17 protein-coding genes are annotated in these 20,400 nt (G+C 67.6%); 8 read left to right on the plus strand and 9 right to left on the minus strand.

The genetic code is table 11. The features are described from left to right. Positions 1 to 115: 115 nt before the first annotated feature. On the minus strand, positions 116 to 1,777 hold the full coding sequence (recN, locus tag N440_RS06055; protein ID WP_133934411.1) for a DNA repair protein RecN: 1,662 nt from the start codon (positions 1,775 to 1,777) through the stop codon (positions 116 to 118). Between the two features lie 114 nt (positions 1,778 to 1,891). Here recN and hrcA point away from each other — a divergent pair, with 114 nt between their 5' ends. From hrcA to dnaJ, 4 genes are all read left to right on the plus strand, one after another. Further along, entirely contained in the window at positions 1,892 to 2,956 is a 1,065-nt protein-coding gene (gene hrcA, locus N440_RS06060) for a heat-inducible transcriptional repressor HrcA (RefSeq protein WP_008266321.1), read from the plus strand. Between the two features lie 63 nt (positions 2,957 to 3,019). Continuing rightward, the gene (gene grpE / locus N440_RS06065) at positions 3,020 to 3,535 is read left to right on the plus strand and encodes a nucleotide exchange factor GrpE (protein ID WP_008267012.1); all 516 of its coding nucleotides are present in this window, start codon (positions 3,020 to 3,022) and stop codon (positions 3,533 to 3,535) included. Between the two features lie 182 nt (positions 3,536 to 3,717). After that, positions 3,718 to 5,643 (plus strand): molecular chaperone DnaK, encoded by a 1,926-nt coding sequence (dnaK, locus tag N440_RS06070; protein WP_006434175.1) that lies wholly within the window; start codon positions 3,718 to 3,720, stop codon positions 5,641 to 5,643. Positions 5,644 to 5,797: 154 nt separating this feature from the next. Further along, positions 5,798 to 6,925 (plus strand): molecular chaperone DnaJ, encoded by a 1,128-nt coding sequence (gene dnaJ / locus N440_RS06075; RefSeq protein ID WP_133934412.1) that lies wholly within the window; start codon positions 5,798 to 5,800, stop codon positions 6,923 to 6,925. Positions 6,926 to 6,988: 63 nt separating this feature from the next. On the opposite strand, the gene N440_RS06080 is transcribed toward dnaJ, so the two are convergent. Together N440_RS06080 and N440_RS06085 are read right to left on the minus strand one after the other, a co-directional pair. Beyond that, a complete protein-coding gene (locus tag N440_RS06080) occupies positions 6,989 to 7,372 on the minus strand; it encodes a hypothetical protein (RefSeq protein WP_133934413.1) in 384 nt (127 codons plus the stop codon). A gap of 144 nt (positions 7,373 to 7,516) precedes the next feature. Further along, complete coding sequence (locus tag N440_RS06085; protein ID WP_133934414.1) at positions 7,517 to 8,314, minus strand: helix-turn-helix transcriptional regulator; 798 nt, start codon at positions 8,312 to 8,314, stop codon at positions 7,517 to 7,519. Positions 8,315 to 8,386: 72 nt separating this feature from the next. On the opposite strand from N440_RS06085, the gene N440_RS06090 reads away from it, so the two are divergent. The 3 genes from N440_RS06090 (at position 8,387) to N440_RS06105 (ending at position 12,151) form a co-directional block, all read left to right on the plus strand. Next, positions 8,387 to 9,583, plus strand: a complete 1,197-nt coding sequence (locus tag N440_RS06090; RefSeq protein WP_133934415.1) for an MFS transporter — start codon at positions 8,387 to 8,389, stop codon at positions 9,581 to 9,583. 538 nt (positions 9,584 to 10,121) lie between these two features. Further along, complete coding sequence (gene pdxY, locus N440_RS06100) at positions 10,122 to 11,030, plus strand: pyridoxal kinase (RefSeq protein WP_133934416.1); 909 nt, start codon at positions 10,122 to 10,124, stop codon at positions 11,028 to 11,030. After that, complete coding sequence (locus N440_RS06105; protein ID WP_133934417.1) at positions 11,027 to 12,151, plus strand: prephenate dehydrogenase; 1,125 nt, start codon at positions 11,027 to 11,029, stop codon at positions 12,149 to 12,151. The genes pdxY and N440_RS06105 overlap by 4 nt, the downstream gene beginning before the upstream one ends. Positions 12,152 to 12,425: 274 nt before the next feature. On the opposite strand, the gene N440_RS06110 is transcribed toward N440_RS06105, so the two are convergent. The 5 genes from N440_RS06110 to N440_RS06130 all read right to left on the minus strand — a co-directional run bounded on the left by N440_RS06110 (position 12,426) and on the right by N440_RS06130 (position 16,630). Then, positions 12,426 to 12,620: a hypothetical protein gene (locus tag N440_RS06110; protein WP_005416191.1), complete on the minus strand. Its 195-nt coding sequence runs from the start codon at positions 12,618 to 12,620 to the stop codon at positions 12,426 to 12,428. Positions 12,621 to 12,696: 76 nt separating this feature from the next. Then, complete coding sequence (locus N440_RS06115) at positions 12,697 to 14,469, minus strand: ABC transporter transmembrane domain-containing protein (protein ID WP_133934418.1); 1,773 nt, start codon at positions 14,467 to 14,469, stop codon at positions 12,697 to 12,699. After that, complete coding sequence (locus N440_RS06120) at positions 14,462 to 15,058, minus strand: YigZ family protein (RefSeq protein WP_133934419.1); 597 nt, start codon at positions 15,056 to 15,058, stop codon at positions 14,462 to 14,464. The genes N440_RS06115 and N440_RS06120 overlap by 8 nt, the downstream gene beginning before the upstream one ends. A gap of 40 nt (positions 15,059 to 15,098) precedes the next feature. Further along, positions 15,099 to 16,115 carry a hypothetical protein gene (locus N440_RS06125; RefSeq protein ID WP_133934420.1) on the minus strand — a complete coding sequence of 339 codons (1,017 nt, stop codon included), beginning with the start codon at positions 16,113 to 16,115 and terminating at the stop codon, positions 15,099 to 15,101. Beyond that, positions 16,112 to 16,630, minus strand: coding sequence for an RNA polymerase sigma factor (locus N440_RS06130; RefSeq protein ID WP_239684266.1), 519 nt, complete (start codon positions 16,628 to 16,630; stop codon positions 16,112 to 16,114). The genes N440_RS06125 and N440_RS06130 overlap by 4 nt, the downstream gene beginning before the upstream one ends. Before the next feature lie 247 nt (positions 16,631 to 16,877). Between N440_RS06130 and N440_RS06135 the strand changes: the two genes are divergently transcribed. Continuing rightward, on the plus strand, positions 16,878 to 19,721 hold the full coding sequence (locus N440_RS06135; protein ID WP_133934421.1) for an EAL domain-containing protein: 2,844 nt from the start codon (positions 16,878 to 16,880) through the stop codon (positions 19,719 to 19,721). Between the two features lie 20 nt (positions 19,722 to 19,741). Here N440_RS06135 and N440_RS06140 read toward each other — a convergent pair whose 3' ends face one another. Further along, on the minus strand, positions 19,742 to 20,335 hold the full coding sequence (locus N440_RS06140; RefSeq protein ID WP_006434211.1) for a TIGR00730 family Rossman fold protein: 594 nt from the start codon (positions 20,333 to 20,335) through the stop codon (positions 19,742 to 19,744). Positions 20,336 to 20,400 lie beyond the last annotated feature (65 nt).

The following is a 20,400-nucleotide window of genomic DNA, read 5'->3' on the forward strand; positions in this document are numbered from 1 at the left end:
TCGAGCCATGCTCGACTGCCTTTGGCCGGATGCCAGAAGCAGTCGAGCATGGCTCGACTCTACAAAAACGGTGCGTTGTAGATCCACGCCATGCGTGGATGAACGCGTGCGGGCATCAGACCTGCAGCAGCTTGCGCGCGGCGGCGCGCGCTTCCTTGCTCACTTCCACGCCGCCCAGCATGCGCGCCAGTTCTTCCTCGCGTGCCTTGCTGTCCAGCTTCTCCACCGCGCTCTGGGTCATGCCTTCCACCGGCGCCTTGCTGACCCGGTAATGCGCGTGGCCCTTGGAGGCGACCTGCGGCAGGTGGGTCACGCACAACACCTGGCGCTTCTCGCCCAGCGCGCGCAGCTTCTGGCCGACGATGTCGGCCACCGCGCCGCCGATGCCGGAGTCGACTTCGTCGAACACCATGGTCGGCACCGCATCCAGGTCCAGTGCCGCCACTTCGATGGCCAGCGAGATGCGCGACAGCTCACCGCCCGAGGCGACCTTGCGCAGGGCGCGCGGCGGCTGGCCGGCGTTGGCCGCGACCAGGAACTCCACGCGTTCGGCACCCTGCGGATCGGGCTTGCCGTTGTCCTGCGGCTCCAGTTCGATCAGGAACTGGCCGCCGCCCATGCCCAGCTCGGCGATGATGCCGGTGGTGGTGGCCGACAGTTCGGCGGCGGCATTGCGACGGCTCGCGGTCAGCACTTCGGCCTGTACGCGCCATGCGGCGGCGGCCTTGTCGATCTCGCTGGCCAGGCGCTGCAGGCGCTCGTCGGCGCCGCGCAGCTGCTCCACTTCGGCATGCATGCGTTCGCGCTGCGCGCCCAGCTCGTCCATCGGCACGCGATGCTTGCGCGCCAGGTCGTGCAGGCGGCCCAGGCGCCGCTCGTTCTCTTCGAACTGCTCGGGGTCGGCGTCGAGGTCGTCATGCACGCGGTCCAGCAGTGAAAGGGCTTCGTGCAGCTGGATCGAGGCGTTCTCGATCAGGCCGTCCACCTCGCCCAGGCGCGGGTCATGTTCGATCAGGCGCGACAGCTCGTGGCGCACCTGCTGCAGCAGGTCCAGCGCGGAACTGCCGTCGTCGCCGTTGAGCTGGTTGCTGGCCGCCTGGCAGGCGCTCAGCAGGGCACTGGCATGGGCCTGGCGGCGGTGGCTGGCGCCGAGCGCGGCGATCGACTCCGGTTCCAGGTCCTCGCGGTCCAGTTCGCGCAGCTGGTGCTCCAGGAAGCCGATCCGGTCACTGACGTCGCCCTGTTGCGACAGCGCCAGCGATTCGTCGACCAGCGCCTGCCACGCGGCGGCGGCGCGGCGCACCTGGCGGCGCTCCACCTCGTTGCCGGCATAGGCGTCGAGGAGGGCCAGCTGCGACGGACGAGTCAGCAGCGCCTGTTGTTCATGCTGGCCATGGATCTCCACCAGCAGTGCGGCCAGGTCGGCCAGCTGTGCGAGGGTCACCGGACGGCCATTGATCCAGGACCGCGAGCCGCCGTCGGCGCGGATCACCCGGCGCAGCTGGCACTGCTCTTCATCGTCCAGCTCGTTGTCGGCCAGCCACTGGCGCGCGGCCTGCAGCTGGTCCAGCGCGAACTCGGCGGAAAGCTCTGCGCGGGCCGCGCCATGGCGGACCACGCCACTGTCGGCGCGCAGGCCGGACAGGAAGCCCAGCGCGTCGACCATCAGCGACTTGCCGGCGCCGGTCTCGCCTGAAACCACGGTCATGCCGGGCCCGAACTCCAGTTCGGTGGCGCGGACGACGGCGAAATCCTTGATCGAAAGATGTCTGAGCATGGGTAAGAGGTATCAGCAGCCGCGCAACGCTAGCACGCGGGCGAGGGAGGTCCAATGACTTGCCAAGGGAATGCGCCGCCATTATCTAGTGTTCGTGTCTCACAGGTTGATTCCATGCACGGTTCTCCCGACCAGCTTGCCCCGCGTGCGCGCCATCTGCTGCGCACGCTGATCGCGCGCTACATCCAGGACGGTGAGCCGGTCGGCTCGCAGACGCTGGCGCGCGTGGCCGGCCTGGAGGTCAGCCCGGCCACCATCCGCAACATCCTCGGTGACCTGGAGGACCTGGGGCTGCTGGCCTCGCCGCATACCTCGGCCGGGCGCATCCCGACCGCGCATGGCTACCGGGTGTTCGTCGACAGCCTGCTGCAGATGCAGCCGCCGGGCGAGGGCGAACTGGCCCGCCTGCGCCAGGAGCTGGCCGGCGGCGGCAGCACCCAGGCCCTGCTGGGCAGCGCCTCGGAGCTGCTGTCGGCGATGAGCCACTTCGTCGGCGTGGTCAGCGCGCCACGGCGCGAGCAGTTCGCCTTCCGCCAGATCGATTTCGTGGCGCTGGACGGGCGCCGGGTGCTGGCGATCCTGGTGTTCGCCGACAACGAGGTGCAGAACCGGGTCATCGAGACCCGCCAGGAATTCGCGCCGGGGCAGCTGGAGCAGGTCGCCAACTACCTCAACGCCCATTTCGCCGGGCTGCCGATGGCCGAGATCCGCACCCGCCTGCTGCTGGAGCTGCGCGACGCCCGCTCCGAGCTGGAACAGCTGCTGGCGCACAGCATCGAGCTGGCCGAGCAGGCCCTGCAGCCGGCGGCCGACGACATGCTGGTGGCCGGCCAGACCCGGCTGATGGGCGTGCAGGACCTGTCCGACCTGGAGCGCCTGCGCGAGCTGTTCGAACTGTTCTCCAGCAAGCGCGAGATCCTGCAGCTGCTGGAGCGGACCATCCAGGCGCCGGGCGTGCGCATCTTCATCGGCGAGGAAACCGGAATGATGCCGCTGCAGGGCGTTTCGCTGGTCACGGCGCCCTATACCGCCAACGGCCAGGTGCTGGGCGTGCTGGGCGTGATCGGGCCCAAGCGCATGGCCTACGACCGCATGATCCCGCTGGTCCAGGCCACCGCTGATGTGCTGGGCGCGGCCTTTTCGCCGGCCGGGCGCACGCCGGGAACATCCGACGCTTGAAACGCAGCATCCCGCCCACACTAGGGTGGGTGGAGGCGGAGACTGACCGCCAGGGACCCAGACATGAACCACGAACATCCAGATATCGAATCCCAGCAGAGTGCCGCCGATGCGGCCGCCGCCGCCGGCGTCAATGACGAAGTGGAGCGCCTGCGCGCCGAAGTCGAGCAGATCAAGGCCGATGCGCTGCGTGAGCGCGCCGACCTGGAGAACCAGCGCAAGCGCGTGGCCCGTGACATCGAGCAGGCCCGCAAGTTCGCCAACGAAAAGCTGCTGGGCGAGCTGCTGCCGGTGTTCGACAGCCTGGATGCCGGCCTGAAGGCTGCCGGCGATGACCCGCACCCGCTGCGCGAAGGCCTGGAGCTGACCTACAAGCAGCTGCTGAAGGTCGCCGCCGACAACGGCCTGGTCCTGCTGGACCCGACCGGCCAGCCGTTCAACCCGGAACACCACCAGGCGATCAGCCAGGTGCCGACCCCGGGCGCCGCCCCCGGCACCGTGGTGACCGTGTTCCAGAAGGGCTACCTGCTCAACGAGCGCCTGCTGCGGCCGGCGCTGGTGGTCGTGGCGGCCGACTGACCCGTGCCGGGCCGGGAGGCGGGAATGACCCGCGACCCGGCCCGACGCTGAACGCGCCGGGCGACCGGAAACACAGCGTTCGGGAGATGGCTTGAATGTTCCACGAGCCTCCCCCACATCGTATTCATCCACCGGCCGAACGGCCGGACTGACCCCAACAAGCATCCTCAGGAGTCTCCCCCATGGGCAAGATCATTGGTATCGACCTCGGCACCACCAACTCGTGCGTGGCGATCATGGACGGCGGCAAGGCCCGCGTCATCGAGAATTCGGAAGGCGATCGGACCACCCCGTCGATCGTCGCCTACACCAAGGACGGCGAAGTCCTGGTCGGCGCCTCGGCCAAGCGCCAGGCCGTGACCAACCCGAAGAACACCTTCTACGCGGTGAAGCGCCTGATCGGCCGCAAGTTCACCGACGCCGAAGTGCAGAAGGACATCGCGCACGTCCCGTACGGCATCCTGGCCCATGACAATGGCGATGCCTGGGTGTCGACCAGCGACGGCAAGAAGATGGCGCCGCAGGAAATCTCGGCCAAGGTGCTGGAAAAGATGAAGAAGACCGCCGAGGACTTCCTCGGTGAGAAGGTCACCGAAGCGGTCATCACCGTGCCGGCCTACTTCAACGACAGCCAGCGCCAGGCGACCAAGGACGCCGGCCGCATCGCCGGCCTGGACGTCAAGCGCATCATCAACGAGCCGACCGCGGCCGCGCTGGCCTATGGCCTGGACAAGGGCGACAACAAGGATCGCAAGATCGTGGTGTACGACCTGGGCGGTGGTACCTTCGACGTGTCGGTGATCGAGATCGCCAACGTCGATGGCGAGAAGCAGTTCGAAGTGCTGGCCACCAACGGTGACACCTTCCTGGGCGGCGAAGACTTCGACAACCGCGTCATCGAGTACCTGGTTGAAGAGTTCAACAAGGACCAGGGTATCGACCTGCGCAAGGATCCGCTGGCCCTGCAGCGCCTGAAGGACGCCGCCGAGCGTGCCAAGATCGAGCTGTCCAGCGCCCAGCAGACCGAAGTGAACCTGCCCTACGTCACCGCTGACGCCTCGGGTCCGAAGCACCTGAACATCAAGCTGACCCGCGCCAAGCTGGAAGCGCTGGTGGAAGACCTGATCAAGAAGTCGATCGAGCCGTGCCGCGTCGCCCTGAACGATGCCGGCCTGCGTTCGAGCGATATCAGCGAAGTGATCCTGGTCGGTGGTCAGACCCGCATGCCGAAGGTGCAGCAGGCGGTGACCGAGTTCTTCGGCAAGGAACCGCGCAAGGACGTCAATCCGGACGAAGCCGTGGCACTGGGTGCGGCGATCCAGGGCGGCGTGCTCGGCGGCGACGTCAAGGACGTGCTGCTGCTGGACGTGACCCCGCTGTCGCTGGGCATCGAGACCATGGGTGGCGTGTTCACCAAGATCATCGAGAAGAACACCACCATCCCGACCAAGGCCTCGCAGGTGTTCTCCACCGCCGAGGACAACCAGTCGGCCGTGACCGTGCACGTGCTGCAGGGTGAGCGCGAACAGGCCCGCTTCAACAAGTCGCTGGCCAAGTTCGACCTGTCCGGCATCGAGCCGGCCCCGCGCGGCCTGCCGCAGGTGGAAGTGTCCTTCGACATCGACGCCAACGGCATCCTGCACGTGTCGGCCAAGGACAAGAAGACCAACAAGGAACAGAAGGTCGAGATCAAGGCCGGTTCGGGCCTGTCCGAGGAAGAGATCGCACGCATGGTCGCCGACGCGGAAGCCAACCGCGAAGAAGACAAGAAGTTCCAGGAGCTGGTGCAGGCCCGCAACCAGGCCGACGCCCTGATCCACGGCACCCGCAGCGCGATCACCGAGCACGGCAGCAAGGTCGGCGGCGAAGTGATCGGCAAGGTCGAGGCGGCCCTGGCTGACCTGGAAACCGCGATGAAGGGTGACGACAAGGCACAGATCGAAGCCAAGTCGAAGGTGCTGGAAGAAGCGGGCCAGTCGCTGTTCGCTGCGGCTTCGGCCGACCAGGGCGGTGCCGCCCCGGGCGCCGACGCCGGCAACGCTGGCAAGGGCAACGACGATGTGGTCGATGCCGAGTTCACCGAAGTCAAGGACGACAAGAAGTCCTGATCCGGACCGACGCGGGACGCTGCCTGGCAGCGTCCCGTTGTCGTATCAGGGTCCTGACCGCCCTCTGGCGTGTCGGGGCGCCCGACGCAAGAGCGGACCTGGTTCCGCTCTTCCGCTTTGACGAATCCCGACTTTCCGGAATGCGATCCACGATATGAGCAAGCGCGATTACTACGAAGTGCTGGGCGTTGCCCGCACCGCTACCGACGACGAGCTGAAGAAGGCCTACCGTCGCTGCGCGATGAAGTTCCACCCGGACCGCAACCCGGGTGATGCGGCGGCCGAAGCCTCCTTCAAGGAGTGCAAGGAAGCCTACGAAGTGCTGTCCGACGGCAACAAGCGCCGCATGTACGACAGCCACGGCCATGCTGCGTTCGAGCACGGCATGGGCGGTGGTGGCGGTCCGGGTGGCCCGGACATGAACGATATCTTCGGCGATATCTTCGGCAACATCTTTGGTGGTGCAGGCGGCGGCCCGCGCCAGGCCCGTCGCGGTGCCGACATCGGCTACGTGATGGAGCTGGACCTGGAGGAAGCGGTGCGTGGCGTCGAACGCCGCATCGAGATCCCGACCCTGGCCGAATGCGGCGACTGCGATGGCAGTGGCTCCGAAGACGGCAAGGTCGAGACCTGCAACGTCTGCCATGGCCGTGGCCAGGTGCGCATCCAGCGCGGCATCTTCGCCATGCAGCAGGCCTGCCACAACTGCGGCGGCCGCGGCCAGATCATCGCCAAGCCCTGCAAGACCTGCCACGGCAACGGCCGTGTCGAGGAAGACAAGGTGCTGTCGGTGAAGGTGCCGGCCGGCGTCGATACCGGCGACCGCATCCGCCTGCAGGGCGAGGGCGAGGCCGGCCCGGCTGGTACGCCGCCGGGTGACCTGTACGTGGAAGTGCGCGTGCGCGAGCACGCCATCTTCCAGCGCGATGGCGACGACCTGCACTGCGAAGTGCCGATCCGCATCTCGCAGGCCGCATTGGGCGACACCGTGCGCGTGGCCACCCTGGGTGGCGAGGCGGAGATCCGCATCCCGGCCGAGACCCAGACCGGCAAGCTGTTCCGTCTGCGCGGCAAGGGCGTGCGTTCGGTGCGCAGCCGCAGCGAAGGTGATCTGTATTGCCGCGTGGTGGTGGAGACCCCGGTCAACCTCACCAACGATCAGCGCAAGCTGCTGGAGCAGTTCGAAGCCACCTTCGTTGGCGAGGAAGCGCGCAAGCACTCGCCGAAGTCGGCCACCTTCATGGATGGCGTAAAGGGCTTCTGGGACCGCATGACGTCCTGAGTTCTCCAGGCGCATGTTGAACGATGACGCCGGGCTCTGCCCGGCGTTTTCGTTTGCGGGCGGCTACCTGATTTCCCAGTCGGCAGTGCCGTGGATGCGGCGGCCCTGGAACAGCAACGTCCCGCGATCACCTACGACGTCCAGCTCGAACCAGGGCTGGCCATCGCGCTTGCGTGGACGGACGTAGAACCGTTTCTGGTCCCGGTTCATTTCGACGTAGTACGGATTACGTGGTGGTGCCTTGTCCACCTTTCCCGTCCAGGTCGCATGAATGTAGCCATCGTCGTTGCGTCCTTGGATTTCAAGGGAGAACTGGAATCCGTCCTTCTGTTGGTCCGAGTAGAAGCTGAACTGTGTGCCGGATGCCTGCGCGGGCAGGCTGATGGCAGCCAGCGCCAGTACTACGGCAACTGCGAATCCTGATGCGACGATCCATGCCTTGTTCACGGCGGTCTCCTTTTCGGGGAGACCATCGGAACATGCTCCTGCGCGGCAGAACCGCGACGACGTGCGCGGTTTCCGGCCGAATGGCAAAAGTACTACCCGGATACGGCAGTAGATCCACGCCATGCGTGGATGTCGTTCAAGGAATCAGCGGAAGAATGCCGCCGGCGTCTGCCCCAGCTGTCGCTTGAACATGCTGGTGAACGCGCTGGGGCTGTCATAGCCCATCGCCAGCGCCACATCGATGACCTTGTCACCCACTGCCAGCCGTTCCATCGCAGCCAGCAGCCGCGCCTGTTGCCGCCACTGGCCGAAGGTCATGCCCAGTTCGCTGCCGAAATGCCGCTGGATGGTCTTCACGTCCACCTCCAGCGCCTGCGCCCAGTCCTGCAGCGTGGCGTCATCGCCGGGATGCTTCTGGATGTGCTGGCAGATCCGCTGCAGGCGCGGGTCGGTCGCGGCAGGCAGATGCAGTGGCAGCACGTCCATGCGATGCAGTTCGTCCAGCAGCAGGCGCACCACGCGGCCATCGCGGCTGTCTTCGATGTGCTCGCCCTTGATCAGCGTGGCGGCCTGCAGCAGCTCGCGCAGCAAGGGGGCTACCTGTACCGCGAACGGTTCGGCCGGCAGCTGCGGCGCGAACAACGGGTCGATGTACAGGCTGCGCATGTGCACGGCGGCGATGCAGTCCACCGCGTGCACCATGCCGGCCGGCATCCAGATCGCACGGGTCGAGGGCACCACCCAGCGGCCCACTTCCGAGCGCACCACCATCAGCCCCGAGATGGCATAGACCAGCTGGTGGCGCTGGTGCTTGTGGCCTGCGATGTGGCTACCGGCCGGGTACTGGGTGACCCGATAGGTGACCGGGCGATGCTGGGGGACGTCGCGCCAGGGCGCCGCCGGATCGACGTCGCTGGCAATGTCCTTTTTGCGATAGGCCATGACCCGAACGCGGCAGAAGGGAGGGGAGGGCAACCGTAGCATGCGTGGCTCGCCCCCAACCTGACTGCGTCCATGTCCGCCCTGGCTTCTCCCGCAACGACCTCACGCCCGGTGGCTCCCGGCGTGCTGGCTGCCATTTCCACCTCGCACGTGGTCAACGACATGATGCAGTCGTTGATCCTGGCCATCTATCCGGTGATCAAGGGTGGCTTCAATCTCAGCTTCACCCAGATCGGCCTGATCACGCTGACCTACCAGCTCACCGCCTCGATCTTCCAGCCGTTGGTCGGCATGGCCACCGACCGGCGCCCGGCGCCGTACTCGCTGCCGATCGGCATGGCCTCGACCCTGTGCGGCATGCTGCTGCTCGGCTTCGCGTCGAGCTACGCCGTGGTGCTGCTGGCCGCGGCGATGGTCGGCATCGGTTCGGCGATCTTCCACCCCGAGGCCTCGCGCATCGCGCGGCTGGCCTCGGGCGGCCGTCATGGCTTCGCGCAGTCGGTGTTCCAGGTCGGCGGCAATTTCGGCACCGCGCTCGGCCCGCTGATCGCCGCTGCGGTGATTGTGCCGTATGGCCAGCACGCCGCCTCGTGGTTCGCCGGTGCCGCCCTGATCGGCATTGCGCTGCTGACCTATGTCGGCCGCTGGTACGCGCTGCACCTGGGCACGCCGCGTCCGGCCAGCACCGCGTCGATGGCGCCGCGGCATCCGCCGCGCACCGTGGCCAAGGTGCTGGCGATCCTGCTGGTGCTGATCTTCAGCAAGTACTTCTACATGGCCAGCATCGGCAGCTACTTCACCTTCTACCTGATCCACCATTTCGGCATTCCGGTGGCACAGGCGCAGCTGCACCTGTTCGCATTCCTGGTGGCGTCAGCCGCAGGTGGTTTCCTCGGCGGCCCGCTGGGTGATCGCATCGGTCGCAAGCCGATCATCTGGACGTCGATCCTGGGTGTGGCGCCGTTCGCGCTGATGTTGCCGCATGCGGATCTGTTCTGGACGACGGTGCTGGCGGTGCTGATCGGCTTCGTGCTGTCCTCGGCGTTCTCGGCGATCGTGGTCTACGCGCAGGAGATGATGCCGCACCGCATCGGCATGGTGTCGGGTCTGTTCTTCGGCTTTGCGTTCGGCATGGGCGGACTGGGCGCGGCCGTGCTCGGCCTGCTGGCAGACAAGACCAGCATTGAGTACGTCTACCAGCTGACCGCGTTCCTGCCGCTGCTTGGCATCGTGGCGGCCTGGCTGCCGCCGTCGCGGCCTGCGCACTGAGGGGTTTTGCTTTGCAGGGCTTGCAGCCCTGCACCTGCAGAATCCAGAGCAACAGCAACAGCCTGCATTCCGTGGGTTGGCGGGGTGGGTCCGGTTGAGGGGGACGCCGTAAACCCGTCCATGGGGGCTTGGTCGCGGCATCCATGCCGCTCACACCCCCTCAACCGGACCCACCCCGCCTTCGACAGTTTTTCGCGATCTGTCGGGACCTGCTGCTGATGGTGGGTGCCGACCGTTGGTCGGCACAGCGTCGGATCCAATTTTGAATTTCGATATCTGACAGATGTGTCGACCAAGGTCGACACCTACCAACAGCACACGGAATCTGTCAGAGGTGGGGCGGTGTCGGAGTGCGGGGTGTCAGCCGCATGGATGCGGCTGCCAAGCCTACAAGGACGTACTTGCGGCGTCCCCGCACTCCGACACCGCCCCGCCACCCCACGGAATGCCCGCTTTTGACGTTGACGTTGACCTGGCTTGCAAGCAGGTGCAGGGCTGCAAGCCCTGCCGAACCCTCCACCGGGCGTAGAATGCTGGCATGAGCGAATCCATTGACAACCACCTGGTCCACGGCCGCCGCCAGCGGCCCGACGGCCCGTCGCCGATCGATGTCATCTCGGTCCAGTCGCAACTTGTCTACGGCCACGCCGGCAACAGCGCCGCCGTCCCGCCGATGCGCGCGCTCGGCGTGCGCGTGGCGGAAATCCCGACCGTGCTGCTCAGCAACGCGCCGTTCTACGACACCACCCGCGGCCGCGTGCTGCCCGCCGACTGGTTCGCCGACCTGCTGCTCGGTACCTACGAACGCGGCCTGCCGCAGCGGGCCAGGATGCTGGTGTCCGGTTACTTCGGCAGTACCGCCAACGGTGCGGCGTTCGCCGACTGGCTGGACAAGATCCTGCCGGCCTGCCCGCAGCTGCGCTACTGCCTGGACCCGGTGATCGGCGATACCCATACCGGGCCCTATGTCGAGCCTGGCCTGGAAGCCATCTTCGCCGAGCGCCTGCTGCCGCATGCGTGGCTGGTCACGCCGAACGCATTCGAACTGAATCGCCTCACCGGCATGCCCGCACTGGCCGAGGCCGATGCCATCGCCGCCGCCCGTACGTTGCTCGACCGTGGTCCGCAGTGGGTGATCGCGCACAGCGTAGGCGGCAACCCCGGCGAGCTGGTGACCCTGGCGGTCGGCCGCACGGAAACCTGGCGCTGGACCTCGCCGCTGCTGCCGGTGGATGTGGCCGGCACCGGCGATGTGCTGATGTCACTGGTGGTGTCGTTCCTGCTGCGCGGCGAATCGATGCAGCAGGCGATCTCGCGCGCCATTGCCGGTACCCATGCGGCGCTGGAGGCGACCCTGGACAACGGCTTTGAAGAGTTCGACGTGATCGCCGCGGCGCCAGCTGCGCTGGCCGAAGGTACGCGCTTCCGCGCCGAACGCGTGGCATGAGCGGTCTGCACGAACGCACGCCGCGCACGGTCGGCATTGTCGGCAGCGCGGGCGCCTACGGGCGCTGGCTGAGCCGATTCTTCCAGCAGCACATGCAGCTGCAGGTGATCGGCCACGATCCCGCGGACCCGGCCTCGCATACGCCGGAGCAGTTGCTGGCGCAGGCCGATGTGCTGGTGTTCTCGGCACCGATCCGGCACACGCCCGCGCTGATCGCCCAGTACGTGCAGCAGTCGGCGGGGCGCGAGCAAGACCGCCTGTGGCTGGACGTGACGTCGGTGAAGGAAGCGCCGGTGCAGGCGATGCTGGCCTCGCAGGCTGAAGTGGTCGGCCTGCATCCGATGACCGCACCGCCCAAGGCACCGACGCTGAAAGGCCGGGTGATGGTGGTCTGCGAATCGCGGCTGCAGCACTGGCAGCCGTGGGTCGACGCGCTGTGCGCGGCGCTGCAGGCCGAGTGCGTGCGCGCCACCCCGCAGCACCACGACCAGATGATGGCGCTGGTACAGGCGATGGTGCATGCCAGCCACCTGGCCCAGGCCGGCGTGCTGCGCCAGTACCAGCCGCAGCTGGGCGACCTGGCTGCGATGATGCCGTATCGTTCGGCGTCGTTCGAGCTGGATACCGCGATCATTTCGCGCATTCTGTCGTTGAATCCGGCCATCTACGAAGACATCCAGTTCGGCAACCCGTACGTGGCGCCGATGCTGGAGCGGCTGATCGGCCAGTTGCAGGCCCTGCAGGCACAGGTCGGGCAGGGCGACGACGGTGCACGCGGGGCATTTCGTGAGCAGCTGTTGTCGGCCAACCGCGCTGCCTTCGGCGAGCGGGCACTGGCCGACGGCAACTACACTTTCGAGCGCGTGGGCTACCTGCTGGCGGACCTGACCGAGCGCAATGCGCTGTCGGTGCATCTGCCGGAAGACCGGCCCGGTTCGCTGCGTGAGCTGCTGAATGTGTTCGAGCAGCACGGCATCAGCCTGGCCTCGATCCACTCCTCGCGAACGCCCGGCGGCGAAGTGCATTTCCGAATCGGTTTCGTTGCGGGCAGCGACCCGATGGCGATCGCTGCGTCGGCGGCCGAGGTGGACGCCAGCGGCATCGGCCGGGTGCTCGGCTGAATTCATCCACAGGCAGTGTGGATGATTTCTGAGCAAACGTGTGGATAACCGCGCGCAGGCCTTGGCAGCCAAGGCTGTCAAGACGATTGGCGATAAATTGATCACGCCTCTTGCAGCGTCGAGCGATGCTCGACTGCCCTTGGCAGAAAGCGTGTCGACCAAGGTCGACACCTACCAGAGCGAGGCGATGCGGAATCCCCAGAGCGGGGCGATGCGGAATCCCCGGAGCAGGGCGATGCGGAATCCGGTGGCGCCGGGCCATGCCCGGCAAACCTCAGATCGTCAACCGCAGTTCGCCGCCGCTGGTGGTGAACTCGCGGCCGTTGCGCACCAGCTGGCGGCCATCATCCAGCTCGTAGCGCGGCGTGGCCTCGGAGTGGTGCCCGCTGCCATTCGCCTCGGGCTTGAACTCGATGATGATGTGGCTTTCGCCATTGCTGTCGACGGCGGGAAACTGACGGAACGACATCGTGCACCTCCTTCTAGGGACTGCGAACGCTGCTTTTGGTCGCCAGCTTGGTCCGGCCGATGTTAGGCGACCGTCATCAATCGATGAACTGCAGCCTAGCCAGTTCAGCGTACAGACCGCCTTCGGCCAGTAACTGTGCGTGCGTGCCCTCGGCTACGATACGGCCCTGATCCATCACCACGATGCGGTCGGCCTTGAGTACGGTGGCCAGGCGGTGGGCGATCACCAGCGTCGTGCGGCCGGCCATCAACCGCTCCAGCGCCTGCTGCACGCTGTACTCGCTCTGCGCGTCCAGCGCGCTGGTGGCTTCGTCCAGCAGCAGGATCGGTGCGTCCTTCAGCAGGGCACGGGCAATCGCCACGCGCTGCTGCTGGCCGCCGGAGAGGCGGGCGCCGCGCTCACCGAGTTCACTGTCGTAGCCCTGCGGCAACGCACGCAGGAAGCCATCGGCCTCGGCCGCGCGCGCGGCCTGCTCGACCTCGTCGTCGCTGGCCTGCAGGCGGCCATAACGGATGTTCTCGCGCGCACTGGCCGCGAACAACGTCGGCTGCTGCGGTACCAGCGCCAGCTGCGCGCGCAGTTCGGCCGGGTCGGCCCGGCGCACGTCGACGCCATCCACGCAGATGCGGCCACTGGCCGGATCGTGGAAACGCAGCAGCATCGACAGCACCGTGCTCTTGCCGGCGCCGGACGGGCCGACCAGGGCGACGGTCTCGCCGGGCCGCACATGCAGGCTGAAATGATCCAGCGCGGCCTGGTCCGGCCGCTGCGGGTAATGGAACACCACATCGTCGAACTGGATTTCGCCACGCAGCGGCTGCGGCAGCGCGTGCGGCTGTGCCGGCGCACGGATCTCGATGTCTTCCTGCAGCAGTTCACCGATGCGGCCCATGCCACCGGCCGCACGCTGCAGTTCGTTCCAGACTTCGGCCAGCGCGCCGACCGAGCCACCGCCGATCAGCGCATACAGCACGAACTGACCCAGCGTGCCGGCGCTCAGGCGCCCGTCGATCACGTCGTGTGCACCCAGCCAGAGCACCCCGACGATGGCGCCGAACACCAGCAGGATGGCGCTGGCGGTGACCAGCGACTGCGCGCCGATGCGGCGGCGTGCGGCCTTGATCGCATCGCCAAGCGCATGGTCGAAGCGGCCGCGTTCGTAAGGCTCACGGGCATGGGCCTGCACCGTACGCACCGCACCGAGGGTCTCGCTGGCCAGGCTGTTGGCATCGGCGATGCGGTCCTGGCTGTTGCGCGCGACGGTGCGCAACTTGCGCGCGCCGATGATGATCGGCAGCACCGCCAGCGGGATGCCGAGCAGCGACCACGCTGCCAGCCTCGGGCTGGTGACGAACAGCATCGCCAGGCTGCCGACCACGGTCACGCTGCTGCGCAGGGCGACCGACATCGTTGAACCGACCACGCTGCGCAGCAGTTCGGTGTCGGCGGTCAGGCGCGAGACCAGCTCACCGCTGCGGCTGCGGTCGTGGAAGCCGGCGCCCAGCTGGATCAGATGCGCGTACAACTGGCTGCGCAGGTCGGCGACGACCTTTTCGCCCAGCAGCGACACGAAGTAGAAGCGCGCCGCGGTACCCAGCGCCATCACCACCGCCACCAGCATCAGCAGGGCGAAGGCGCGGTTGATCTGGCCGCCGCTGCTGAAGCCGTGGTCGATCATCTGCTTCACCGCCGGTGGCAGGCTCAGTGTGGCTGCCGAAGACACAGCCAGGGCCAGCAGCCAGGCCGTGAACAGGCCACTGTGGCGGCGCACGAACGGCCATAACGTGCGCAGGCTGCCAAGGCGGCGCAGCGGCGGGGTCGAAGCGGGGGCGTCGTCCTTGTCAGTCATCCTGGTCGTCGTCTTGTATGCGGATACGGTCACGGGTGGCGTCGCGCAGGCGGATTTTCAATGCGTCGACCTGATCGGCAGGCAATTCGACCCGCAGGCACACGCCATTGGCATCGAACTGTTCATCACGTTTCCCGGCACCAAAGGCGGGCAGGGTGGCGTGCAGGCTGCCCAGGTCCTCGAAGCCGGCCTGCAGCTGCAGGCGGGCCATGGTGACCAATGGCAGGCGTGGCGCGGTACGCAGGCACTCGGCGGCGGCACCGCCGTAGGCGCGGACCAGGCCGCCGGCACCGAGCTTGATGCCGCCGAACCAGCGCGTCACCACCACCATCACCCGGTCGAAACCCTGGCCGTCGATGGCGGCCAGGATCGGGCGCCCGGCGGTGCCTGCGGGTTCGCCATCGTCGCTGGAACGGTAGTCCTGCCCATGGCGGTAAGCCCAGCAGTTGTGCGTGGCATCGGCCACTGCAACCTGCTGCAGGAACGCCATCGCTGCCGCGGCGCCATCAATCGGCGTGGCATGGGCAATGAAGCGGCTGTGTTTGACTTCCAGCGTGTGGCTGACCGGCTGGGCGAGGGTATCGGGCATCTCCACCATTCTACGGTGTTGGGCCCGGCCTCCGTGGGCCTCAGTCGTCCAGCAACGGGCGCAGGTCGCGCGGCAGGCGCGATTCCGGATACTGCTCGATGTAGCGTTCCAGGCTGGCGCGGGCAAGGTCGCGCTGGCCCGCATCGCGGCGGTCACGGATTTTTTCCAGCCATTGCCGGCGTGGCAGGCGCGCGTCGGCGCCGACTTCGGCCTGCACCGCATCGGCGCTCAGGCTGGCATCGCTGCTGCGGCGCATGACGCCTGCGGCTGAACGGCTGGCGGCCTCGCGCTTCATCGAGGTGATCTGTACCCGATCCAGTGCCTGCGCCGGTTCGGCGTTGGCTGCGGCGTCGTCCATGGCCGCTTCGGCCGTGCGTGCCTTGAGCGCCGCTGCCGGAGCGGGCGCGAATGCCGGAGCAGGTGCCGAGTAGGCCGCCGGGGCGGGGGGCGCAGGCGGCGCCGCTGCAGGAGCGGCCGACGGTGTGGCAAAAGCCGTATCGGCGGCGGCCTCTGCCGCCCTTGAGCGCGCGGTGCGTTCCTGTGCGTCCACGGGTGCAGGCTTGGGCGCTGCCGCCATTGCAGGTGCACGCGCGGCGGGAGCCGCTGCGGGCGTGGGGGCGGCCATCGGAGCAGCCATCGGAGCAGCCTCGAGCGTTGCCGGCGGTGCGGCCGGTTCTGCGGTTGCCGCCATGCTGTCCGCGGCACCGTCCGCAGCAGGCGGCGCGTCGGCTGCGATCTCGGCAGCAGCAGGCGCGGCAGCGACGGCTGCTTCACCTGCCGGGACCGGTGGTGGTTCCGGGCGCAGCTGCCAGGCGATGCCGATGGCGAACACCATCGAGGCGGCGATACCGAACACGGCCGGCCAGCGCGAGCGTGAGCGCCGTGCGCGGGGTGCTTCCGGGGAGGCGGCGGTTGCGGCGGCCGGTGCGTCCACGGCGGCGCGCGCCGCGGCCAGGATGGCGGCGTCGAGCGCGGCCGGCGGCGCCTGTTCGGCGCGACGGCCGAGCAGGCGGGCCAGCTCGCGTTCTTCCGGCGTCAGCGGTTCGTCTCGGTTCATGCGTTCAATCCCGCACGCAGCTTGTCCATCGCATAGCGCAGCCGCGATTTCACTGTTTCCCGGCCTACGCCGGTGATCTGGCCGATCTCCTCCAGGCTCAGTTCCTGATCCAGCCGCAGCTGCAGCACTTCGCGCTGCTCGGGCGGCAGTTGTTCCATCGCCAGCTGGATGCGGCGACGTTGTTCGAATTCGGACAGTTCGGCCTCCGGGGTCTGCCCATCCTCGATCGCGGCCAGGCGCAGGTCGGCGTCGGCCGGAGCGGCGGGACGATGGCGGGCGGCACGCCAGTGATCGTTCAAGCGGTTATGGGCGATGCGGAACAGCCAGGTGCTGAATGCCGCCTCGGGCTGCCAGCCGGCGCGGGCGCTGATCACCCGCTGCCAGACGTCCTGGAAGATCTCTTCGGCCAGCGCACTGTCGCGCAGTTGCCGCAGCAGGAAGCCGAACAGTCGCTTGCGATGGCGCGCATACAGGCTTTCGAACGCACGCAGATCGCCACCGGCCCAGGCCAGCATCAAGGCTTCATCGGTTGGCAATGCGCTGGCTTCCACGGCGTACAGGGTAAGGCCTGCAGGCGATGGCGCATAGCCGGTGGCGAGGGCGGGCAGGGCAGGGTTCATGGCGCGCAAGGGGCTACGGACAGCAGGAAAAACGTACGGGCGCACGATTCGGGGTTTGCGGGCTTCCATTGCCCCCCGGGTGGCGCGCTATGCTCGACGGCTCAGGGGAGGCGACGCACAGACGGCGCCAAGAGATTGTCATTTGTCCACGTATGCTGAACCGGCGGAAGAGCCACCACACGAGGTCGTGCTGAGCACGGCGCTGGTGCGCGCGCTGCATGCGCTGTTGCCGGAGTCGGCGGTGGTCCGCGTGGGTTGGGACGACCCGCAGCTGGGCTGTGGCCAGGGCGGATGGCCCTTGCTGGCGGTGACGGATTGCGCATCCGGGAAGCCCGGCATCGGCGACGGCCAGCACGGCTGGGAGTACGACGGTGCGCGTCTGCTGCTGTCGGTGGCCGGCGCGGCGCCCTCGCCCGCGTGGTGGGGGCTGGCCCGGCAGGCGATGGAGCTGGCCCTGCAGCGTGGCCGCCAGGCCGGGCAGATCAAGGCGCTGGAAGAGGCCGAGCGCCTGCAGCAGGCGTTGTTCCAGATCGCCGACCTGGCCGGTGCCGACCTTGAGATGGGCGAGATGCTGCGCCACGTGCACGGCGTGCTGGGCACGCTGATGTACGCGGAGAACTGCTACATCGTCGAGTACGACGATGTGCGGGACCAGATCCGCTTCCTGTACTTCGCCGACCAGGTTGATGATTTCGTCGCCGATCCATCGCAGAGCCACGCCGCCAGCGAGATGCCACGCAGCCTGACCGTGGCGCTGCTGCGCCATGGCAGGCCGCTCAGTGGCCCATCGCGCGAGCTGCTGGCACGGGTGATGGAGCAGGAGCACGACCCGCAGCGCGGGCCGGAAAGCCTGGACTGGCTGGGCGTGCCGATGCTGCGCGATGGCCGCGTATGTGGCGCCATCGTGGTACAGAGCTATGAACAGGCTGCCCGCTATGGTGAGGCCGAGCGGGCCCTGCTGGGGTTCGTGGCCCAGCACGTGCAGACCGCCATGGACCGGCGCCAGGCGCAGGTACGGCTGGAGCATCAGGTGGAACGGCGCACGCAGGAACTGCAGCGCGCCAACCACAGCCTGCAGGATGAAGTGACCGAGCGCCGTCGCGCCGAACAGCTGCAGACCGCGCTGTACAACATTGCCGAGATGGCGATGTCGGCCGACAGCCTGGCCCAGTTCTACGGGCAGGTGCATGGCGTGGTCGGGCGCCTGCTTGATGCGCGCAACTTCTACATCGCGCTGGTCAACCCGGCAGGCAACGGACTGGATTTCGTCTATTCGGTGGACGAGCACAATGCCAGTCGTGCGCCGCGACCGTTCAGCCGCGGCCTGACCGAGTACGTGGTGCGCAACCGGCGCCCGCTGCTGGCCTCGCGTGCGCAGATCGACGCGCTGCTGGCCACCGGCGAAGTGCGCGAATCCGGCGCCCGCTCGCATTGCTGGCTGGGTGTGCCCCTGCTGCGCGACGATGAAGTGGTGGGCGCGATCGTGGTGCAGAGCTACAGCGAGAGCAGCACGTTCAGCGTGCACGACCAGCGCCTGCTGACCTTCGTCGCGCAGAACATCGGCACCGGGCTGGCCCGCCAGCGTGACCAGCAGCGTCTGCGTTCGGCGCATGCCGAACTGGAAAAACGGGTGGAGGAGCGCACCCGTGAACTGGCCGAGGTGAATGAAAAGCTACTCGGCCAGATCGGCGAGCGCCTGCGCGCGGAACAGCGCCTGACCCACCAGGCCATGCATGACGCGTTGACCGGCCTGCCCAACCGGTTGCACCTGCTCGACCGCCTGCAGGATGCGCTGGCGCTGGCCAAGCGTGAGGGCGGCCCGGTGTTCGCCGTGCTGTTCCTCGACCTGGACCGTTTCAAGCTGGTCAACGACAGCATCGGCCATGCCGCCGGCGACCGCATGCTGGTGGAAGTGGCCAAGCGCATCGTGTCGATGGCCGGCCCCGAGGATGTTGTGGCACGGCTGGGCGGCGACGAGTTTGCCGTGCTGCTGCAGTGCCCGCAGGGCCTGGCACAGGCCTTGGACTTCGGTCAGCGGTTGCTGCTGGCGCTGCAGGAATCGATGTGGATCGCCGGGCGCGAGCTGTTCCCGTCGGGCAGCCTGGGCATCGCCTTGTGGAACCCGCGCTATCGCACCGGTGAAGAACTGCTGCGCGATGCCGACGCGGCAATGTACCGGGCCAAGGCGCAGGGCCACGATCGTTGCTCGATCTTCGACGAGGACATGCGCGAACAGGCGATGCGCAGCCTCGACCTGGAAGCCGATCTGCGCCGCGCGATCAACAACCGCGATTTCGTTCCCTTCTACCAGCCGATCGTGCGCCTGTCCGATGGCGAGGTGGTCGGGCACGAAGCGCTGCTGCGCTGGCAGCACGAGCGCCGTGGCCTGCTGCTGCCGGGCGCGTTCCTGGAGCTGGGCGAGGAAAGCGGCCTGATCGAACAGGTCGACTGGCTGATCTACGAGCAGGTCATCGCTGGCCTGGGCAAGGGCGGCCAGGGCTACGTCTCGGTGAACGTGTCGCCGCGCCATTTCCGTTCGGCGGAATTCAGTGATCGCCTGTTCGGCCTGCTCGACACCTGCGGTGCCGATCCGCGCAGGCTGCGCCTGGAGATCACCGAGGTGGCGCTGCTGGACGATGGCCCGCATACGCTGCGCATCCTGCAGGGCCTGCGCGAGCGTGGCATCCAGGTGCAGCTGGACGATTTCGGTACCGGTTTCTCGGCACTGTCCTACCTGCACCGCTTCCCGATCAGCACGTTGAAGATCGACCAGAGCTTCATCGCCGGCCTGCACGGTCCGGAAGTGCAGAGCACGCGCGCGCTGGTGGAAGGCGTGCTGTCGCTGGCGCGCACGCTGGGCATCGAGACCATCGGTGAAGGCATCGAGACCGAGGCGCAGCGGCAGACCCTGCGCGAACTCGGCTGTGATTACGGCCAGGGCTACCTGCTGGGCCGGCCTGCACCCCGGGTGCACGCGGGGGCCTGAGCCGCCGCGTGCAAGGGGCATCAACGCAGCGCGGCGCGCCGTTTCTCGTCGATCCACTTCGAGGCCTGTGCCGGCTGGTAGTTCTGCATCCAGGTCAGCATCTCTTCGATGTCCGAGCCGTACCACAGGTCCTGGCGCTGGTCCGGATGCAGGAAGCGCTCCTCCACCATGCGATCGATCATGCCGATCAGCGGTGCATAGAAGCCATCCACATCGAGGAACGCGCAGGGCTTGTTGCCGATGCCCAGCTGGCGCCAGGTCAGCATCTCGAAGATTTCTTCCATTGTCCCGAAGCCGCCGGGCAGGGCAACGAAGCCATCGGCCAGGTCGAACATGCGCGACTTGCGCTCGTGCATCGAGCCGACGATCTCCAGTTCGGTCAGGCCGCGATGGGCCACTTCCCAGTCGGCCAGCTGGCGCGGGATCACGCCGGTTACTTCACCGCCGGCGGCAAGTACGGCGTTGGCCACGGTTCCCATCAGGCCGACGTTGCCGCCGCCGTACACCAGGCGCAGGCCGTCGCGGGCGATGCGGTCACCCAGGGCAATGGCGCGCTCGGTATAGGCCGGCTTGCTGCCAGCGTTGGAGCCACAGTAGACGCAGATGGACTTCATGGGGGTTCCTGTCTCTTGGTGCGGAAACGAAAACGCCCCGCCGGCAACCGGATCAGCGGTTGCGG

Source organism: Stenotrophomonas sp. CC22-02 (assembly GCF_004365115.1).
Taxonomy (GTDB): Bacteria; Pseudomonadota; Gammaproteobacteria; order Xanthomonadales; family Xanthomonadaceae; genus Stenotrophomonas; species Stenotrophomonas forensis.

Coding starts and splice junctions, on each gene's coding strand:
- N440_RS06130 (WP_239684266.1), bottom strand. CDS start 16,630: ATGCTGGCCTGGGCCGGTGGCGATCTGCGTGCGTTCGAAAGCCTGTAT.
- N440_RS06125 (WP_133934420.1), bottom strand. CDS start 16,115: ATGAACCGAGACGAACCGCTGACGCCGGAAGAACGCGAGCTGGCCCGC.
- pdxY (WP_133934416.1), top strand. CDS start 10,122: ATGAGCGAATCCATTGACAACCACCTGGTCCACGGCCGCCGCCAGCGG.
- recN (WP_133934411.1), bottom strand. CDS start 1,777: ATGCTCAGACATCTTTCGATCAAGGATTTCGCCGTCGTCCGCGCCACC.
- N440_RS06085 (WP_133934414.1), bottom strand. CDS start 8,314: ATGGCCTATCGCAAAAAGGACATTGCCAGCGACGTCGATCCGGCGGCG.
- dnaJ (WP_133934412.1), top strand. CDS start 5,798: ATGAGCAAGCGCGATTACTACGAAGTGCTGGGCGTTGCCCGCACCGCT.
- grpE (WP_008267012.1), top strand. CDS start 3,020: ATGAACCACGAACATCCAGATATCGAATCCCAGCAGAGTGCCGCCGAT.
- N440_RS06105 (WP_133934417.1), top strand. CDS start 11,027: ATGAGCGGTCTGCACGAACGCACGCCGCGCACGGTCGGCATTGTCGGC.
- N440_RS06115 (WP_133934418.1), bottom strand. CDS start 14,469: ATGACTGACAAGGACGACGCCCCCGCTTCGACCCCGCCGCTGCGCCGC.
- N440_RS06090 (WP_133934415.1), top strand. CDS start 8,387: ATGTCCGCCCTGGCTTCTCCCGCAACGACCTCACGCCCGGTGGCTCCC.
- hrcA (WP_008266321.1), top strand. CDS start 1,892: ATGCACGGTTCTCCCGACCAGCTTGCCCCGCGTGCGCGCCATCTGCTG.
- N440_RS06110 (WP_005416191.1), bottom strand. CDS start 12,620: ATGTCGTTCCGTCAGTTTCCCGCCGTCGACAGCAATGGCGAAAGCCAC.
- N440_RS06120 (WP_133934419.1), bottom strand. CDS start 15,058: ATGCCCGATACCCTCGCCCAGCCGGTCAGCCACACGCTGGAAGTCAAA.
- dnaK (WP_006434175.1), top strand. CDS start 3,718: ATGGGCAAGATCATTGGTATCGACCTCGGCACCACCAACTCGTGCGTG.
- N440_RS06140 (WP_006434211.1), bottom strand. CDS start 20,335: ATGAAGTCCATCTGCGTCTACTGTGGCTCCAACGCTGGCAGCAAGCCG.